This is a genomic window from Rahnella sp. ChDrAdgB13, assembly GCF_017655185.1.
Classification (GTDB): Bacteria; Pseudomonadota; Gammaproteobacteria; order Enterobacterales; family Enterobacteriaceae; genus Rahnella; species Rahnella contaminans.
This window is the reverse complement of the sequence record NZ_JAEMGT010000088.1, coordinates 1-15348: the sequence shown is the minus strand read 5'-3', so window position 1 is coordinate 15348 and position 15348 is coordinate 1. Positions and strand designations below refer to the sequence as shown.

Here is a 15348-nt window from a genome sequence, read left to right as displayed (position 1 = left end):
TTTTTATTGAAATATGCGACAAAAGCAAACGTTTGCTAACGACAATTTAAACTGTGAAATATTCGTTAAAAAATCTTTTGTGAACTGTTTTGCCCGGCTGAGGTTTTTCCTGAGAAGGTCTTGTTCCGTTTTATACGGGAAATCGGGTAATTCCGGTGGGAGACTGAAGAAAAAAAGGCGCCGGGATAAAAGCCACGGCGCCTGTTTCAGGCTTTCTGTTTCTTCACTTATCCCTTACTGAGTGACATCTGCTTTTTCCGTAAACACGGCTTCAGCTTCCGCTGCTTTTTCCTGCGTCAGCAACTGCTTCTCATAAACCTTGAAGAACGGATAGTAAATCACCATCGAAAGCGCCATCAGCATGATGACCAGAAGTGACACTTTAAAGTCCCAACCCATTGCCCAGGCAGCACCTATCGGCGCAGGGGATGTCCATGGAACCAGCGAAATCATATGCTGCAGAAGATCGGTTGAGACAGCGGTGTAGGCAATAACGGCATTCACCATCGGTGCCAGCAGGAAGGGAATGAAAAATACCGGATTCATGACAATCGGCGTGCCGAAAATCACCGGCTCATTGATGTTAAAGCAGCTGGGAACCAGGCTGAGTTTCCCCATTGTACGCAGATGCGCGGACTTACTGCGGCAAAATAGCAGCACCAGTCCCATTGTCGCGCCGGAGCCGCCGATGACGATCAGGAAGTTCCAGAACGCTTCGGTCATGATGTGCGTCATCGGCAAACCTGCGGCGAGATCCGTTTGGTTCAACCCCAGATTGGTTAGCCAGAAAGCCTGCAACATTCCTGACACGATAGCCGAACCATGAATGCCGGCGAACCACAGCAGATGGCAAATCAGTACCGCCAGAAGTACGGCGGGCAGGGAGTCAGCGGCGGAAATCAACGGCTCGAACAGCGCCATAATTGCCTGTGGTAACAGCATGTCGAAGCCCGACTGCACCAGCAAACTCAGCGGGAAAAGAGTCACCACCACCGCAATAATCGGGATCAGCAGATCAAACGAATGCTTGATGTTGGAAGGAACCTGCTCGGGTAAACGTATGCCAATATTGTATTTTTTCAGCAAGCGTGTCAGTTCGGTCACATAAATCGCCACCAGAATTGCGGTGAAAATCCCTACGCCGCCCAGTGCGGCTGTAGACATTTTTTCATCAATCTGAGGCGCAGCCAACAGCAGAAAAGACATCAGCGACAGCATCGCGGTCATAAACGGGTCAAGCTTGTAGCTTCGCGCCAGATTGTAGGCAATGGCCGCAGCGATGTAGATCGACATAATCCCCATCGTCATATTAAATGGCGTCAGAATCTGTACTTCATATTTTGCCGACAATTCCAGCCAGCTTCGGGCAAATCCCCATGAGGATTCAGGAGAGAAAGGTGGATGTACAAAAACCAGCAAAAAGGACCCAACAATCATAAACGGCATTGCTGAAATAAACCCGTCACGCACCGCCATGACATGGCGCTGGGAAGATAACCGGGCCGCAAACGGGCTGATTTTCTGTTCTATAAAATCAAAGAGGGACTGGCTGATACTCATGATGATTTTGGCCTTATGGTGAGGGGAACTGACAGGCTTACCTTAATTATCATCAGTGTAGTGGCGGGGTGTGAAACCGGTTACCGACTTTACCCCAGTCTGTGAAGGTCATCAAATAACCAGAAGGCTTGATGGTTTTGAGGCAGAAATGAGCAAAAGTTGAGTTAATACATTGAAGCCAAAATATCATTTTCAATAATGTTTTGGCGTTTCAGATAGAAAAAGAAAAGTCGAAAAGCATAAGAATTATGCGTTGGTATAACGCACTCTTTCCGGCAGCCAGCGCTCAATTAGCGCTTTGGCATGATCGGGGAACTGCTGCTGGAGATATCGTGCAATGCGCTGTACGTCGGGGATCATAGCCTGATCGCGCAGCAAGTCAGCCACTTTAAATTCAGCGCTACCTGTCTGGCGCGTGCCCAGTAATTCACCCGGCCCGCGGATTTCTAAATCCTGCTGAGCAATGACAAAACCATCGTTGCTGTCGCGTAAAACCTGCAAGCGCTTCTGCGCTGTTTTGCTGAGCGGTGTTTTGTATAACAACACGCAGTGGGATGCGACAGCACCACGCCCGACGCGGCCACGTAGCTGGTGTAACTGCGCCAGCCCGAGGCGCTCCGGGTTTTCGATGATCATCAGGCTGGCGTTGGGCACGTCGACGCCCACTTCGATGACGGTTGTCGCCACCAGAAGCTGCACCTCGCCCTTTTTGAACGCCTGCATAACGGCTTGTTTTTCCTGCGCTTTCATCCGGCCATGAACCAGCCCGATATTCAGCGCAGGCAGCGCTTCTTTCAGCCCTTCCCATGTGGCTTCCGCTGCCTGAGCTTCCAGCATTTCGGATTCTTCAATCAGCGTACAAACCCAGTAAGCCTGGCGGTTTTCCTGCTCACAGGCGCTTTTCACGCGGCTGATGATATCGCTGCGGCGAGTATCAGGGATCGCAACCGTCGTTACCGGCGTTCTGCCAGGTGGAAGTTCATCGATTACAGACGTATCCAAATCGGCGTAAGCGGTCATCGCCAGCGTTCTCGGGATTGGCGTTGCGGTCATGATCAGCTGATGCGGATGGAATCCCTGTTGCAGACCTTTCTCCCATAGTGCCAGCCGCTGATGAACGCCAAAGCGGTGTTGTTCATCAATGATCACCAGCGATAATGAGGAGAACAGAACCTGTTCCTGAAAGATCGCGTGAGTCCCGACGACCATCGAAACCTGACCACTGGCAATCGCATCCTGCTGCGCCATTCTGGCTTTGCCTTTTTGTTTTCCGGCCAGCCATCCGACCTGAATACCCAGCGGTTCGAACCACTGACGGAAATTATTAGCATGCTGCTCGGCGAGTAATTCAGTGGGCGCCATCAGCCCGACCTGCTGACCCTGCGCAATCGCACAAAGCGCGGCAAGTGCCGCTACCAGCGTTTTACCTGAACCGACGTCGCCCTGAACCAGACGCATCATCGGATAGTTTTTTGCCAAATCCTGTTCGATTTCAGCCACCACGCGCTGTTGTGCGCTGGTCGGGCTGAACGGCAACAAGGCCAGAAACTGATTTTTCAGGCGATCGTCATGATGCAGCGGCATGGCTTTATAGCTTTGCGTGCCGGCGCGAACGGCCAGCATGCTGAGATTGTGCGCCAGCAACTCTTCCATAATCAGACGTCGTTGTGCCGGGTGATGTCCTTTCTCCAGATCGGCCAGCTGAATATCTGGTGGTGGCCGGTGCAGTAAATGCAGCGCCTGTGGAAGCGGAATTAACGAGCGGCTCAGTTCTTCCGGCAACAGTTCAGCGATGGGCACGGTATCGAGTAATTCCAGCGCCTGATCGGTCAGTTTACGCAGTGTGGCCTGACGGATGCCTTCCGTTGTCGGATAAACTGGCGTCAGCGATTCCTGCAAAACCACTTCGCTGTTTTCACCCTGAATACGATATTCCGGATGAATAATTTCGGCGCCAATTGTGCCGCGTTTAATTTCACCATACGCGGTGACACGACGGCCTGCAGCCAGACTGTTTTTCATCGCGGCGTTAAAATTGAAGAAGCGTAATGTCACCATGCCGGTGCCGTCACTTATCTGACAGGTCAGCATTCTGCGGCGGCCAAAACTGATATCACTGCGCAGCACTTCGCCTTCTATAGTCGCGAAAATACCGGGCTGTAAATCATTGATGGTGTAGAGGCGGGTACGGTCTTCATAACGTAAAGGGAGATGTAGCAATAAATCCTGAATAGTTTCAAGACCGAGTTTAGCGAGTTTGTCTGCCTGACTGGCTCCGACGCCGGAAAGCGACGTCAGCGGGATGGCGTCGAGCAGGCGGCCTTTCATCTTTTTTTCACCGTCATTTGCATCGCTGACCACCATTCATCATCAGCAATTATTTGACCCTTCTCATCAATGAACGGGCGCGGTAATTTCTTACGTTGTGCCACATGAGATAAGACCGGATAGCCACCTTCAAAGAGCAGACGTTGCTGTTCTTTCTCACTTAAAACGCTTTTATCGCGAGTATACATTCCGGCATTTTCACGCTGACGCTGAGCTTCGTACAGGATTAAAGCGGAGGCCACAGACACATTCAGCGACTGTACCATTCCGATCATCGGAATAATAATATCGCTGTCTGCAAGAGCCAGCGCTTCGGGAGTAATACCGGTTTTTTCCTGCCCCAGCAAAATGCAGGTCGGGCGTGTGTAATCAATCGCGCGGAAATCGACGGCTTTTTCAGACAGGTTGGTCGCAAGAATTTGCATACCTTGCGCCTTCATTTGTGCGACGGCATCCTGAATTGTTTTGTGTGTTTTGACCTGAACCCAGCTGTTGCTGCCTGCAGCGGAAGACACTAACGTCTTCATTCGGGTCGTTGGCCAGACCGCGTGGATTTGGTGAACGCCGACGGCGTCGGCGGTCCGGATGACAGCAGAAACGTTATGCGGTTTATGCACCTGTTCCATGCAGACCGTCAGGTCTGGCTGTCGGGCCGCAAGCATTTCACGGATACGCGCATAACGTTCTGGGGTCATAACAATCAGTTTCGGTTGCGGGTAACTTTGATGACGTCCGGCATGATACGAATTTTACGCATGATATTCGCCAGATGAACGCGGTCGCGGGTCGTCAGGCGGATAAAGGCACTGTATACGCGGCCGTCTTTTTCTTCAGTGCTCAGGCTCTGGATATTTGACTGCGCGGCGTTAATCGCAGCGGTCAGATTTGCCAGAGCGCCCTGATGGTTGAACATGTCGACTTTAATTTCCGCAATAAATTCCTGATCGGTTTCCTGGTGATCGTCCCAGTCAACGGCCATGAATTTCTCAGGTTCTTTCTGATAACCGCGAATGTTACGACAGGACTCGTGATGAATAACCAGTCCTTTACCCGGACTCACGTGAGCAATAATCGGGTCGCCCGGAATAGGGCGGCAGCATTTCGCGAAGGTTATCAGCACGCCGTCTGCGCCTTTGATTGGCAGATTACGTGTGCCCGATGTTGCCATTGAAGACTGATCACCCATCAGATTTTTAGCCACGACGACGCTCATGGCGTTGCCGAGACCAATTTCAGCCAGCAAATCGTCCATCGCTGCGAGCTTCATGCGGTCGAGTTCGTTTTTGATATTCTCTGGCGGAATGTCTGACAATTTCTTACCGGCACCCAGCGCATGGTTCAGCAGACGTCGGCCGAGCGAAACGGAATCATCACGTTTCAGGTTCTTGAGCATCTGACGAATTTTGGCGCGAGCGCGTGAGCTGACGACAAAGTTGAGCCATGCTGCATTCGGACGGGCGCCCGGCGCGGTAATGATTTCGATTGTCTGACCGCTGGTCAGCGGCTGCGAGAGCGGATAAGGCTGGCGATCGACACGTGCACCCACACAGGCATGGCCGATATCGGTATGCACGGCATAAGCAAAGTCGACCGGTGTCGCGCCCGCAGGCAATTCGACAATACGGCCTTCCGGCGTGAAGACGTAAATCTCGTCGGGGAACAGATCCGATTTAACGCTCTCGATAAATTCAAATGAGTTACCCGCGCTCTGTTGCAGTTCTAGCAGACTTTGCAACCAGCGTTGCGCACGAATCTGCGCCGTCGTGCTGGTTTCACTGTTCTCTTTATAAGCCCAGTGTGCCGCAACCCCCATCTCTGCCATCTGATCCATATCTTCGGTACGGATTTGTACCTCAACCGGAACACCGTGCGGGCCGATTAAAGAGGTATGCAGGGATTGATAGCCGTTGGCTTTGGGGATGGCGATGTAATCTTTAACCCGACCCGGACGCGGTTTGTACAGGCTGTGAGCCTGGCCTAATACGCGATAACAGGTATCAAGGTCTTTAACGATCACCCGGAAGGCGTAAATATCCATAATGGAATGGAAACGCTGTTCCTTAAGGTGCATTTTGCAATAGATCGAATACAGGTGTTTTTCGCGACCACTTACACGGCACTGAATACCAGCTTCGGTTAAACGGCCTTCTATCTCAGAGAGGATTTTTTGGATCATCTCTTTACGGTTACCACGCGCAGCTTTCACCACTTCTTTGATAACGCGATAACGGTTTGGATAGAGTGCTTCGAAGCCCAGCTCTTCAAGCTCGGTTTTCAGATGGTGAATACCCAAACGGTGTGCCAGCGGGCTGTAAATTTCCAGCGTTTCGCGGGCAATGCGGCGACGTTTATCCGGGCGCAAAGAGCCCAGCGTGCGCATGTTATGGGTACGGTCAGCGAGCTTGATCAAGATGACGCGGATGTCTTGCACCATCGCCATGACCATTTTGCGGAAGTTTTCCGCCTGCGCTTCTTTCTTATCGCGGAATTTCAGCTTGTCTAACTTTGAAACGCCTTCAACCAGCTCAGCAACGCTTTTGCCAAACAGTTGCTCCATATCCTGGTAAGTTGCAGGCGTGTCTTCGATAACGTCGTGTAATAACGCCGCCATCAGAGTCTCATGATCGAGCCTCATTTCAGCCAAAATACAGGCCACGGCTACCGGGTGAGTAATATAAGGCTCACCGCTGGAGCGTGTCTGCCCCTCGTGCGCATCCCGCGCCACGAGGTAAGCCTGCACGAGGCGCTTAATTTGCTCCTCCGGCAGGTATTTTTGAATCAGTTGATTCAGGCTTTCAAAGATATACAAGTGAGATCCGTTTCGTTAATTAACGACGGCCTTCAGCGATGGCAGTCACTGCCTGAATCTCTGCGGCTTCCTGCTCTTGTTGCTCCTGACGGTCACGAACGTCGAGGATCTGATTGGTGATCAGGCCTTCTTCGATTTCGCGCAGGGCAATAACGGTGAATTTATCGTTTTCTTCAGCGACCAGTGGATCTTTACCACCAGATTGCAGCTGGCGTGCGCGACGAGCAGCCACCAACACCAGGTCAAAACGGTTACCAATTTTCTCAACAGCGTCTTGAACAGTTACGCGTGCCATATATGTGCTACTCCACAGGGTGACGAAAGACTGGGCATAATACTGAAAGTGACTTCAGTCTGCCAATAGTTTGGTGATTAATCCGTCATGACGGAGCCGCTGACGGCTCAGACGCAGACGTTCGGCGCGAATAATGGTTTTTAAATCCGATAACGCCAGATCAAAATCATCGTTCACAATTAAATAGTCGTATTCGGCAAAGTGCGTCATTTCTGCAACAGCCTGCGCCATACGTTTTGCGATAACTTCTTCGCTGTCCTGACCACGGCCACGCAGGCGGCGATCAAGCTCATCTTTTGATGGCGGCAATACGAAAATACTGCGTGCTTGCGGCATTCTTTTCCTGATCTGCTGAGCACCTTGCCAGTCGATATCCAGGAAAACGTCAACGCCAGACGCCAAAACCTGCTCAATGGTTTCACGTGAAGTCCCGTAATAATTCCCGAAAACTTCTGCGTGTTCTAAAAAGGCATCACGTTCAATCATCTCGCGAAACTCTTCTTTAGAAACAAAGAAGTAGTGCTCGCCATGTTTCTCGCCCGGACGTTCTGTACGGGTGGTATGGGAAATAGAAACCTGTGTGTCGTAGAGCGGTTGTGTTTTCAGTAAAGCCTGAATCAGACTTGATTTACCTGCTCCACTCGGGGCGGAGACAATATATAGCGTGCCTTGAACCATGATGACATTTCAACTGATTGGGTTGATAGGAAGTATGCGAAGAGTGATCTCTCGCACAGTATACACGCTCGCCGCATTCGGTGCAGCGTTCCGACGTATTTCATCGTAACTAAGCCCGGGAAAACAGCCCCACTTTGTGGAATTACGCGCTGTATTCCAAAATTTCTTTGTATTACAGCAACGAATGAAATAACCAGGAAAGCATCTCGCAAGAACGAACATTGGCACTGGCAGATAAAATATCGACAGCGTTTACTGGCACCCACAAGGAGGTGCTTATGCGCCGTTTCACTCTTTTTATCAGTGTGTTCTGTTTTATTTTCCCAACGGTTGCCGGTGAGATATTCCCGCAAGATTGTCCTGCATGGTCAGCGGCTCAGCTGAACCGGGAAACACATAAGCTTTCGGAGCAACTGGCTCAGTGGGACAAGGCGTACCATGAATCAGGAAGCAGCCCGATCGAAGATTCTGTTTACGATAACCTGCGACAGAAACAGAGTAAGTGGTTGCAGTGCGCCGGATTGCCATTGTCTGAGCTTACGGTGCCGGGTGGCGATGATGCCACCATTGCTCACCCCGTAGCACATACCGGGCTCAATAAATTACGCGATAAACAGGGCGTATCAGACTGGATGCGTGGCCGTAAAAATCTCTGGGTGCAGCCTAAAGTCGACGGTGTGGCCGTTTCGCTGATTTACCGGCATGGCAAACTGGCGGCCCTGCTAAGCCGGGGCGATGGTGCTAAAGGCCAGAACTGGACGGTTAAAGCGGCTTCCATTCCGTCAATTCCGCTCAATATTGCCGACAAAAGCCCGGAACTGGTATTGCAGAGCGAGCTGTATTTGAAGATGACCGGTCATCAACAAAGTGTTGAAGGTGGCATGAATGCGAGATCGAAAGTGGCGGGCGCCATGATGCGAAATTCGATATCCGATCAGCTCAGTGAGTTTGGCATCTTCATCTGGTCTTGGCCTGACGGGCCTGCCGATATGCAGGAACACCTCCAAAAACTTAGTGCTTTAGGTTTCCCTGAAGTTTCTCAATTCACACTTGCAGTTAACTCTGTGGAAGATGTATCGAAATGGCGGGATACCTGGTTTCTCCAGCCGCTGCCTTTTGCGACCGACGGCGTGGTGATCCGCCAGCAAGAAGAGCCATCCGGAAAATACTGGATGAATAAACCCGCTACATGGGCAGTTGCGTGGAAATACCCGCCCGCAAGACAACTCACAGAAGTCTCCGGTATTACAACAACCACGGGGCGAAGTGGAAAAGTCACCGTAATTCTGAACCTGAAGACGCTGAAACTGGACGATAAATTGGTGAGTAAAGTCAGTGTAGGCTCGGTTGCCCGCTTTAAATCATGGGATGTGTTGCCCGGTGATCAGGTGGCTATCAGTCTGGCCGGTCAGGGGATCCCGCGGCTTGATGATGTCACGTGGCGCGTGAGCGAACGCCCCGAAATAAACCTTCCTGATCCACAACAATATGATGCGCTTTCTTGCTTCACGCCGGAGCCCGGTTGCGCGCAGCAGTTTCTCTCGCGCCTTGTCTGGCTAAGCGGTCCTGAAGGACTAGATATGGCCGGGTTTGGTGGTGCGACGTGGCAAAAGTTGTTCGAGAGGATTTCGGCTGATTCACTGGTGGCGTGGTTAAATCTGAATGAGAAGGACATGGCGGCTGTGCCGGGGATTAGTGTTAAGCAGGCGCAGAAGCTGGCGGCGCAAATCCAGTTGGCACGGGATAAAGGTTTCAGACACTGGCTTTCAGCATTGGGTTTTCCTACCTTTGCCCTGAAGTTTGCGGAGCAAAGGCAAAACTGGCGTCAGCTGGAACAACTGAGTTCCGGTGATTGGGAAACAAAGGCCGGGGTTGGGCAAAAACGGGCCCGTCAGGTTTACGGCTTTATTCATCACCCGCAGGTTATGGCGCTGGCCGAGCGGCTAAAGCAGGCTGAACTGCCTGCTTTTCAGTAGTGTACAACGCCAGCCGGTAACTTAATGGTCTGAGTGCGGGTAGTTGAAAACCGGCAGGCCGAGACGAAAGCGCAGCGCGATAAGACGTGCGATAAAACCGACAAGCAGGGTGATGATCACCACCAGATTGTGCGGCAACGCGAGGTATTGCAGGCCGATATAAACCCAGGCGGAGGCGAAAGAGATCCCTGCGTAGATTTCTTTCTGGAAAACCAGAGGGATCTGATTACACATCATATCCCTCAGTACGCCGCCGAAAACGCCAGTAATCACTGCACAGACTGAAGCAATAATTGCGCCGTGACCCATATCAAGCGCAACCTGCGTCCCGATGATTGAAAACACCACCAGGCCTACGGCATCAAGCACAAGAAATAGCCGGCGAAGATGTTGCATCAGTGGGGCCAGCCAGGTCGTCATAATGGCAGCAACGGCAACAATGACGATGTATTCCGGATGCTTAACCCAACCTAAAGGATAGTGTCCGAGCAACATGTCACGAACAGAGCCGCCACCAATAGCAGTCGCCGCTGCGATAATAATGACGCCAAAGGAGTCCATTTTACGACGCCCGGCCGCCAGAGCTCCCGTCATGGCTTCTGCGGTGATCCCAATAATATAAAGAACTGTGAGTAACATAAATGTTCGCCGGACAAATCAGTAAGTGAGAAAGCAGGAGCCGCGTAGAGTAATGAGCTTTTCATAAACTCTCGATTGAATTTTTCTTTTGCATCTTATTTCAGATTATTAAAACTAATGTTAGTTACGCATCAGTCAGGCTAAACAAAAGGCTCGGGAATGATTCTGGCTTATTTTAGATTAGAAAAACAGTTATCGCATGCCAGTTTGTTCATCCTTCTTTCATTTTCTACCTGAAGTGTCTCTCCCATAAAGGTGAAAAGTGTCTATTTTTAAGTTACGATTATTTAAAATCGTCACTAAAAGACGCAAGACCCAATGATTTTATCTGTCCGGAGGAGTGTATGAAGCCCGAAATTCCGGTTGCGTTAACTCAGCGTGGACCAGCTGAACACGAACGGCGCGAACAAATTATTGATGCGGCATTTGAGCACTTTCGTCTGTATGGTTATGCCAAAACGTCTGTGGCGGATCTGGCGAAATCGATCGGTGTTTCAAGTGCTTATATTTATAAATTTTTTGAGTCAAAACAGGCGATTGGTGAAGCCATCTGTTCCCAGCGTGTCGGTCAGATTGATCAGGCTTTGCTGCTGATTGCCCAGAGTGACCAAAGTGCAACTCTGCGCCTGCGTTCAATTTTTAAAACGTTGTTAACACGTAGTCTGGATCTCTTCTTTCAGGATCGAAAGTTACACGACCTGGCTGCGACAGCCTCTGCGCAGCAGTGGAAATCCACGCGAAATCACCGGGCTATGATGTATGCCATCGTTGAAAAAATAGTCAGTGACGGGCGTGAGTCTGGCGAATTTGAACGTAAAACGCCGTTGGATGAAGTCTGTATGGCCATCACCAGCGTAACGACTCCGTTCTCTCACCCGCTGTTACTGGAACAAAAAACGCCGGAGCAACTGGAAGAACGCGTTCAGGCCATTACCGGTCTGGTTCTTCGCAGTCTGGCAAAATAGTCACGACAAAAATTTCGAGTTACGGGTTTACAAAATCGTAATTCGTCACATACTGTCAGCCTTTAATTAAATCGTTTCTGCCCGCTGGTGGAAGTTTCAGCAGAAACTTATGTCTTCAACAGACAGAGAGGAAAGTTTTATGACTCATCGTCGAGTGGTTATTACCGGCATGGGGGCTGTGAGTCCTCTGGGCTGTGATATCGAAACTATCTGGAAGCGCCTGCTGGCCGGTCAGTCTGGTATCCGCGTTTTGCCGGAAGAAATTGTTGAAACACTGTCCGTGAAAATTGGCGGTCAGGTACAAACTAAAGAACAGGATCCTGAATCAGGTTTCGATCCTGACCTGTTTGTTGTGCCGAAAGACCAGAAGAAAATGGACCGTTTCATTCTTTTCGCCATGGCAGCTGCCGATATGGCGATTGCGAATTCAGGCTGGAAAGCAGAAACCGCTGAACAGCAGGAACGTACTGCAACCGTCATCGGTTCTGGTATCGGTGGTTTCCCGGCGATTGCACATGCTGTGCGCACCAACGACAGCCGCGGTGCTAAGCGTTTATCCCCGTTCACCATTCCTTCATTCCTGGTGAATCTGGCATCTGGCCAGGTTTCCATTAAACATCAGTTCAAAGGTCCAATCGGTGCGCCGGTTACCGCATGTGCGGCGGGTGTTCAGGCAATCGGTGATGCGGTTCGTTTGATTCGCAATGATGAAGCGGATGTTGCACTGTGTGGTGGCGCTGAAGCGGCTATCGATACCGTGAGCCTGGGTGGTTTCGCGGCGGCAAAAGCGATGTCTACCGGCCACGAAGATCATCCGGAAAAAGCATCCCGTCCATTTGACAGCGCCCGCGACGGCTTTGTGATGGGCGAAGGTGCAGGCATGCTGGTTATCGAAGAACTGGAACATGCGAAAGCGCGTGGTGCAAAAATTCTCGCTGAGATCGTCGGTTACGGTACCAGCGGCGACGCTTATCACATGACTTCCGGTGCGGAAGACGGCAACGGTGCCGGTCGTGCGATGAAAATTGCTTTGCGTCAGGCGGGGATTCAGCCTTCAGACGTGCAGCATTTGAATGCGCATGCGACCTCTACGCCGGTGGGCGACCTGGGTGAAATCAATGCGATTAAAACCCTGTTCGGCACCGACGGTAAGCTGGCGGTGACGTCCACCAAATCTGCTACCGGGCATTTGCTGGGCGCGGCGGGTGGTCTGGAAACCATCTTCACTATTCTGGCCGTTCGCGACCAGATTGTTCCGCCAACGCTGAATCTGGAAAACAAAGATGAAGCGGCTGCAGGCCTGAACATCGTCGGCAATACGGCACAGAAGCACGGCATTACTTACGCGCTGTCCAACGGCTTTGGTTTTGGCGGTGTGAATGCTTGTGTACTGCTGAAACGTTGGGAAGATTAATTTCTTTCTGAATTTCAGAGCTAAAGCATAAAAAAACGCCTCCGGTCAGGCTGACGGGAGGCGTTTTTTATTGCATCAGATCAGATGATTTACTCAATGTTCTGGATCTATTTGTTGAGTAGGTGGCTATAGACCTTGTGGTGTAAGGGTTTGTGGTAATGCGTTTTATATTTAGGTACACCCTTGTGTACACGGTTAAATAGAATGCTTAACGATTTTGTGCATTTTTCACGCATGCTGAATGCTCGCCATTTTTATGTACAGGTTATGTAACCCTGCCGTTTATGTCTTCTAGCGTGGGGGAAAGCTAAACGAATTTTCCCACTTTTCACTAAATGAACGAGTTGTTTTTCTCGTAAATTTTGTGGGGTTCGCGACATAAGTTTAGAAATGATACTAAGTGGCATGTAATGGCCGGTGCAAAGCGAAAGAATAATTTCATCCATAGCATCATTTGATAGGCGTTTTTTTTCCCTTGCTAAAGATGATGTGGCTTCTAGTTGCAGTCTTAGTGTTGGGGAAAGGTAATCAAGGTTGTCGATGTAAGGATAAGGTAATTTGACTGTGACAAATCTCCCTAATGCGTCCCGCTCTTGTTCGTTATCGGTGGTCAGTTCGTTGCTATCCGTGATCAAGTTGTCGTTATCCGTGATCAAGTTATAGCTATCCGTGATGATTTGGTTTTTCTGAGAGAAAGGAACATCAATTGATAACGGATTTACGCCAAAAACCTCTTCCGGAGAGGGCAGTTCTTGTCCTGGTAATGTATATGATTTATTTCTTTTTTCACCATGTGGAGTCAAGAAACCACTACTAACCAGACGAGGAAGCGCAAGAGTAACCTCACGTGAGTGCAAGCTGGTTAGCTGGCAGGCCCTTTCATGGTCTATCCATTTTTCTACGGCTGCAGTAATGACGATACTGCGTTCCAGTTCGCTGAGATGATCAACTTTATCTCCAAATTTAGAATGAAGAAGATCGGCAATTTCTTCTGATACAAGATTACCGATTGAAAGTTCGAGTAGTGTTTGCTCTGGCTCCGTCTTCTCATACAGCCGTGGAATACGCCAGTTAGCCCACTGCCAACCGCTAAATATTTTGGGAATTCCTGACCCTGAGCGCTCACCAGCGCCGATAATCAAAAACATCTGGTGCATAAGACGATTACGGCAATCACTTTCATAGCCTTTTATCGCTTGTTCTGGGGGGACGCGCATGAGTCCTGGGTTGCGAAAACCAAATAAATCGGGCCTTTTCACGATCATTATAGAGATGCGTCCCGTATAGTCCGCATGTACCAAAGTGTTAACCAGTGCTTCACGTAAAGCCGTATGTATTTGAGTATCATCCTGTCTAATACCTTCTTTGAGTTCAAAAGGTACTTTTAGGTCAGCTATCAGTTTCCGGTACGTTCTTCTGTAGAAATCAAATACGTTACCCGACCAAGTGCCATCTGGGCAAAGGCGGTCAACCCATCGCCTCTCTGTCCTAGCTTCGGGGCGTTCTTGGTAGTCAACGAAATAGTTTGGAGCTACGTCTTGTATGGCCTCCCATGTTCCAAACATGAGAATACCTGCCAAGGTCATACCTTCTATACCTGTTTGGCGATCTTTTCTATATCCGCCAATACTGCGTAAAAAAGCAAAATTATCTAGTTCTAAAGCTGGATGGACGGGGTTAGAGGCAGATAAAAGATTTCGGTAGGCTAGGAGGCTTTCTAGGTTGATATCGTTCATGTCGAAATTCTGAACAATTCGGTTATCGCGGCTCTCTTCAACCTGTTCAGCCATCATTCTACGGACTTGCTCCTCCGAACAACGATGATCGCCATCATGTATTCTGAACCAAGTCTCCATCATTGGTTGATTGTTCAGATAAACTGGCTTTTGTTCGCGTCTTGCGATCGGTATTTCAATGACAAGAATATCCTTGTTTTCTAACCTGATTGTTTGAACTGAGTGATCAGTAAGAAGATTAACATTTACTTTTTTCTTACTGCTAACAAGATCGAAAAGCTGCTTTTTGACAATATTGATATCTGGTATACCCGCAACAGTGAACTCGCCTTTTTTTTCCCGAATACCTAAAACAACATATCCACCACGACAATTTGCCATAGAGCTATACGTCGGCCAGAAGTCATCGGGTAACTTACCCTGTCCATCTTTCCCTTGGGCTAACTTGAACTCTAATTCCGAGGTTTCAGATAGCGTACGTAGGTCTGTAAGATCAGAAATCTGGAACACAGCTCCTCCATATGGATATTTTGGATATTAATGCGGTTATTCTACCTTTGTTTGAACGATAAGAAAGCTCAACAGGTGGCATGAAGCCGCAAGTTGATTATCCGTTAACAACAACGTTAACCGTTATCACCAGCGTTATCCGTTATCAACTGCTCACCATTCCTTATGAAAAGATCACTCTTTTAAAGTATCCAATGAAAGCACGCTTAAGCTTGACCATCTTATAGATATACGAGCTTAAATTTTTTAGCCAATGAGATCTCCCCATTTAACTTTTTGGGGTTTTTCATCACCAACCCCTGATTTCAATTCAGGGCTAAAAATGGCGATAGCCAAGGGTAAGTAACAGAAGGCGTGAAACGGTACCCCAATAAAAAACCACATGCGCGAGACAGTGGGCCGAATGGATGAGCGGCGGGGTTATGACTGTGTTCGGGG

The 15348-nt window shown here is 49.6% G+C and carries 11 protein-coding genes; 3 read left to right on the top strand and 8 right to left on the bottom strand.

Features of this window, described 5'->3' with window-relative positions; translation table 11 throughout:
• Positions 1-234: 234 nt before the first annotated feature.
• From J8X26_RS20465 to gmk, 6 genes are all read right to left on the bottom strand, one after another.
• Positions 235-1560, bottom strand: a complete 1326-nt coding sequence (locus J8X26_RS20465) for a PTS sugar transporter subunit IIC (RefSeq protein WP_208951804.1) — start codon at positions 1558-1560, stop codon at positions 235-237.
• A 246-nt stretch (positions 1561-1806) separates the two neighbouring features.
• Complete coding sequence (recG, locus tag J8X26_RS20460; RefSeq protein WP_208951803.1) at positions 1807-3888, bottom strand: ATP-dependent DNA helicase RecG; 2082 nt, start codon at positions 3886-3888, stop codon at positions 1807-1809.
• Positions 3885-4583, bottom strand: a complete 699-nt coding sequence (gene trmH / locus J8X26_RS20455; protein WP_165061994.1) for a tRNA (guanosine(18)-2'-O)-methyltransferase TrmH — start codon at positions 4581-4583, stop codon at positions 3885-3887. The genes recG and trmH overlap by 4 nt, the downstream gene beginning before the upstream one ends.
• 5 nt (positions 4584-4588) lie before the next feature.
• Entirely contained in the window at positions 4589-6697 is a 2109-nt protein-coding gene (gene spoT / locus J8X26_RS20450; RefSeq protein WP_120509389.1) for a bifunctional GTP diphosphokinase/guanosine-3',5'-bis pyrophosphate 3'-pyrophosphohydrolase, read from the bottom strand.
• Between the two features lie 19 nt (positions 6698-6716).
• Positions 6717-6992 (bottom strand): DNA-directed RNA polymerase subunit omega, encoded by a 276-nt coding sequence (gene rpoZ, locus J8X26_RS20445; protein ID WP_015699238.1) that lies wholly within the window; start codon positions 6990-6992, stop codon positions 6717-6719.
• Between the two features lie 54 nt (positions 6993-7046).
• Positions 7047-7670, bottom strand: a complete 624-nt coding sequence (gene gmk / locus J8X26_RS20440; protein WP_104923929.1) for a guanylate kinase — start codon at positions 7668-7670, stop codon at positions 7047-7049.
• A gap of 278 nt (positions 7671-7948) precedes the next feature.
• Between gmk and ligB the strand changes: the two genes are divergently transcribed.
• Complete coding sequence (gene ligB / locus J8X26_RS20435; protein WP_208951802.1) at positions 7949-9646, top strand: NAD-dependent DNA ligase LigB; 1698 nt, start codon at positions 7949-7951, stop codon at positions 9644-9646.
• Between the two features lie 21 nt (positions 9647-9667).
• On the opposite strand, the gene J8X26_RS20430 is transcribed toward ligB, so the two are convergent.
• Positions 9668-10285, bottom strand: coding sequence for a trimeric intracellular cation channel family protein (locus J8X26_RS20430; RefSeq protein WP_152324964.1), 618 nt, complete (start codon positions 10283-10285; stop codon positions 9668-9670).
• 344 nt (positions 10286-10629) lie between these two features.
• Between J8X26_RS20430 and J8X26_RS20425 the strand changes: the two genes are divergently transcribed.
• Positions 10630-11250, top strand: a complete 621-nt coding sequence (locus J8X26_RS20425; RefSeq protein WP_152324966.1) for a TetR/AcrR family transcriptional regulator — start codon at positions 10630-10632, stop codon at positions 11248-11250.
• A 139-nt stretch (positions 11251-11389) separates the two neighbouring features.
• Complete coding sequence (gene fabF, locus J8X26_RS20420; protein ID WP_152324968.1) at positions 11390-12664, top strand: beta-ketoacyl-ACP synthase II; 1275 nt, start codon at positions 11390-11392, stop codon at positions 12662-12664.
• A 254-nt stretch (positions 12665-12918) separates the two neighbouring features.
• Here fabF and J8X26_RS20415 read toward each other — a convergent pair whose 3' ends face one another.
• Positions 12919-14910, bottom strand: coding sequence for an RNA-binding domain-containing protein (locus tag J8X26_RS20415; protein ID WP_208951801.1), 1992 nt, complete (start codon positions 14908-14910; stop codon positions 12919-12921).
• Between the last annotated feature and the right edge of the window lie 438 nt (positions 14911-15348).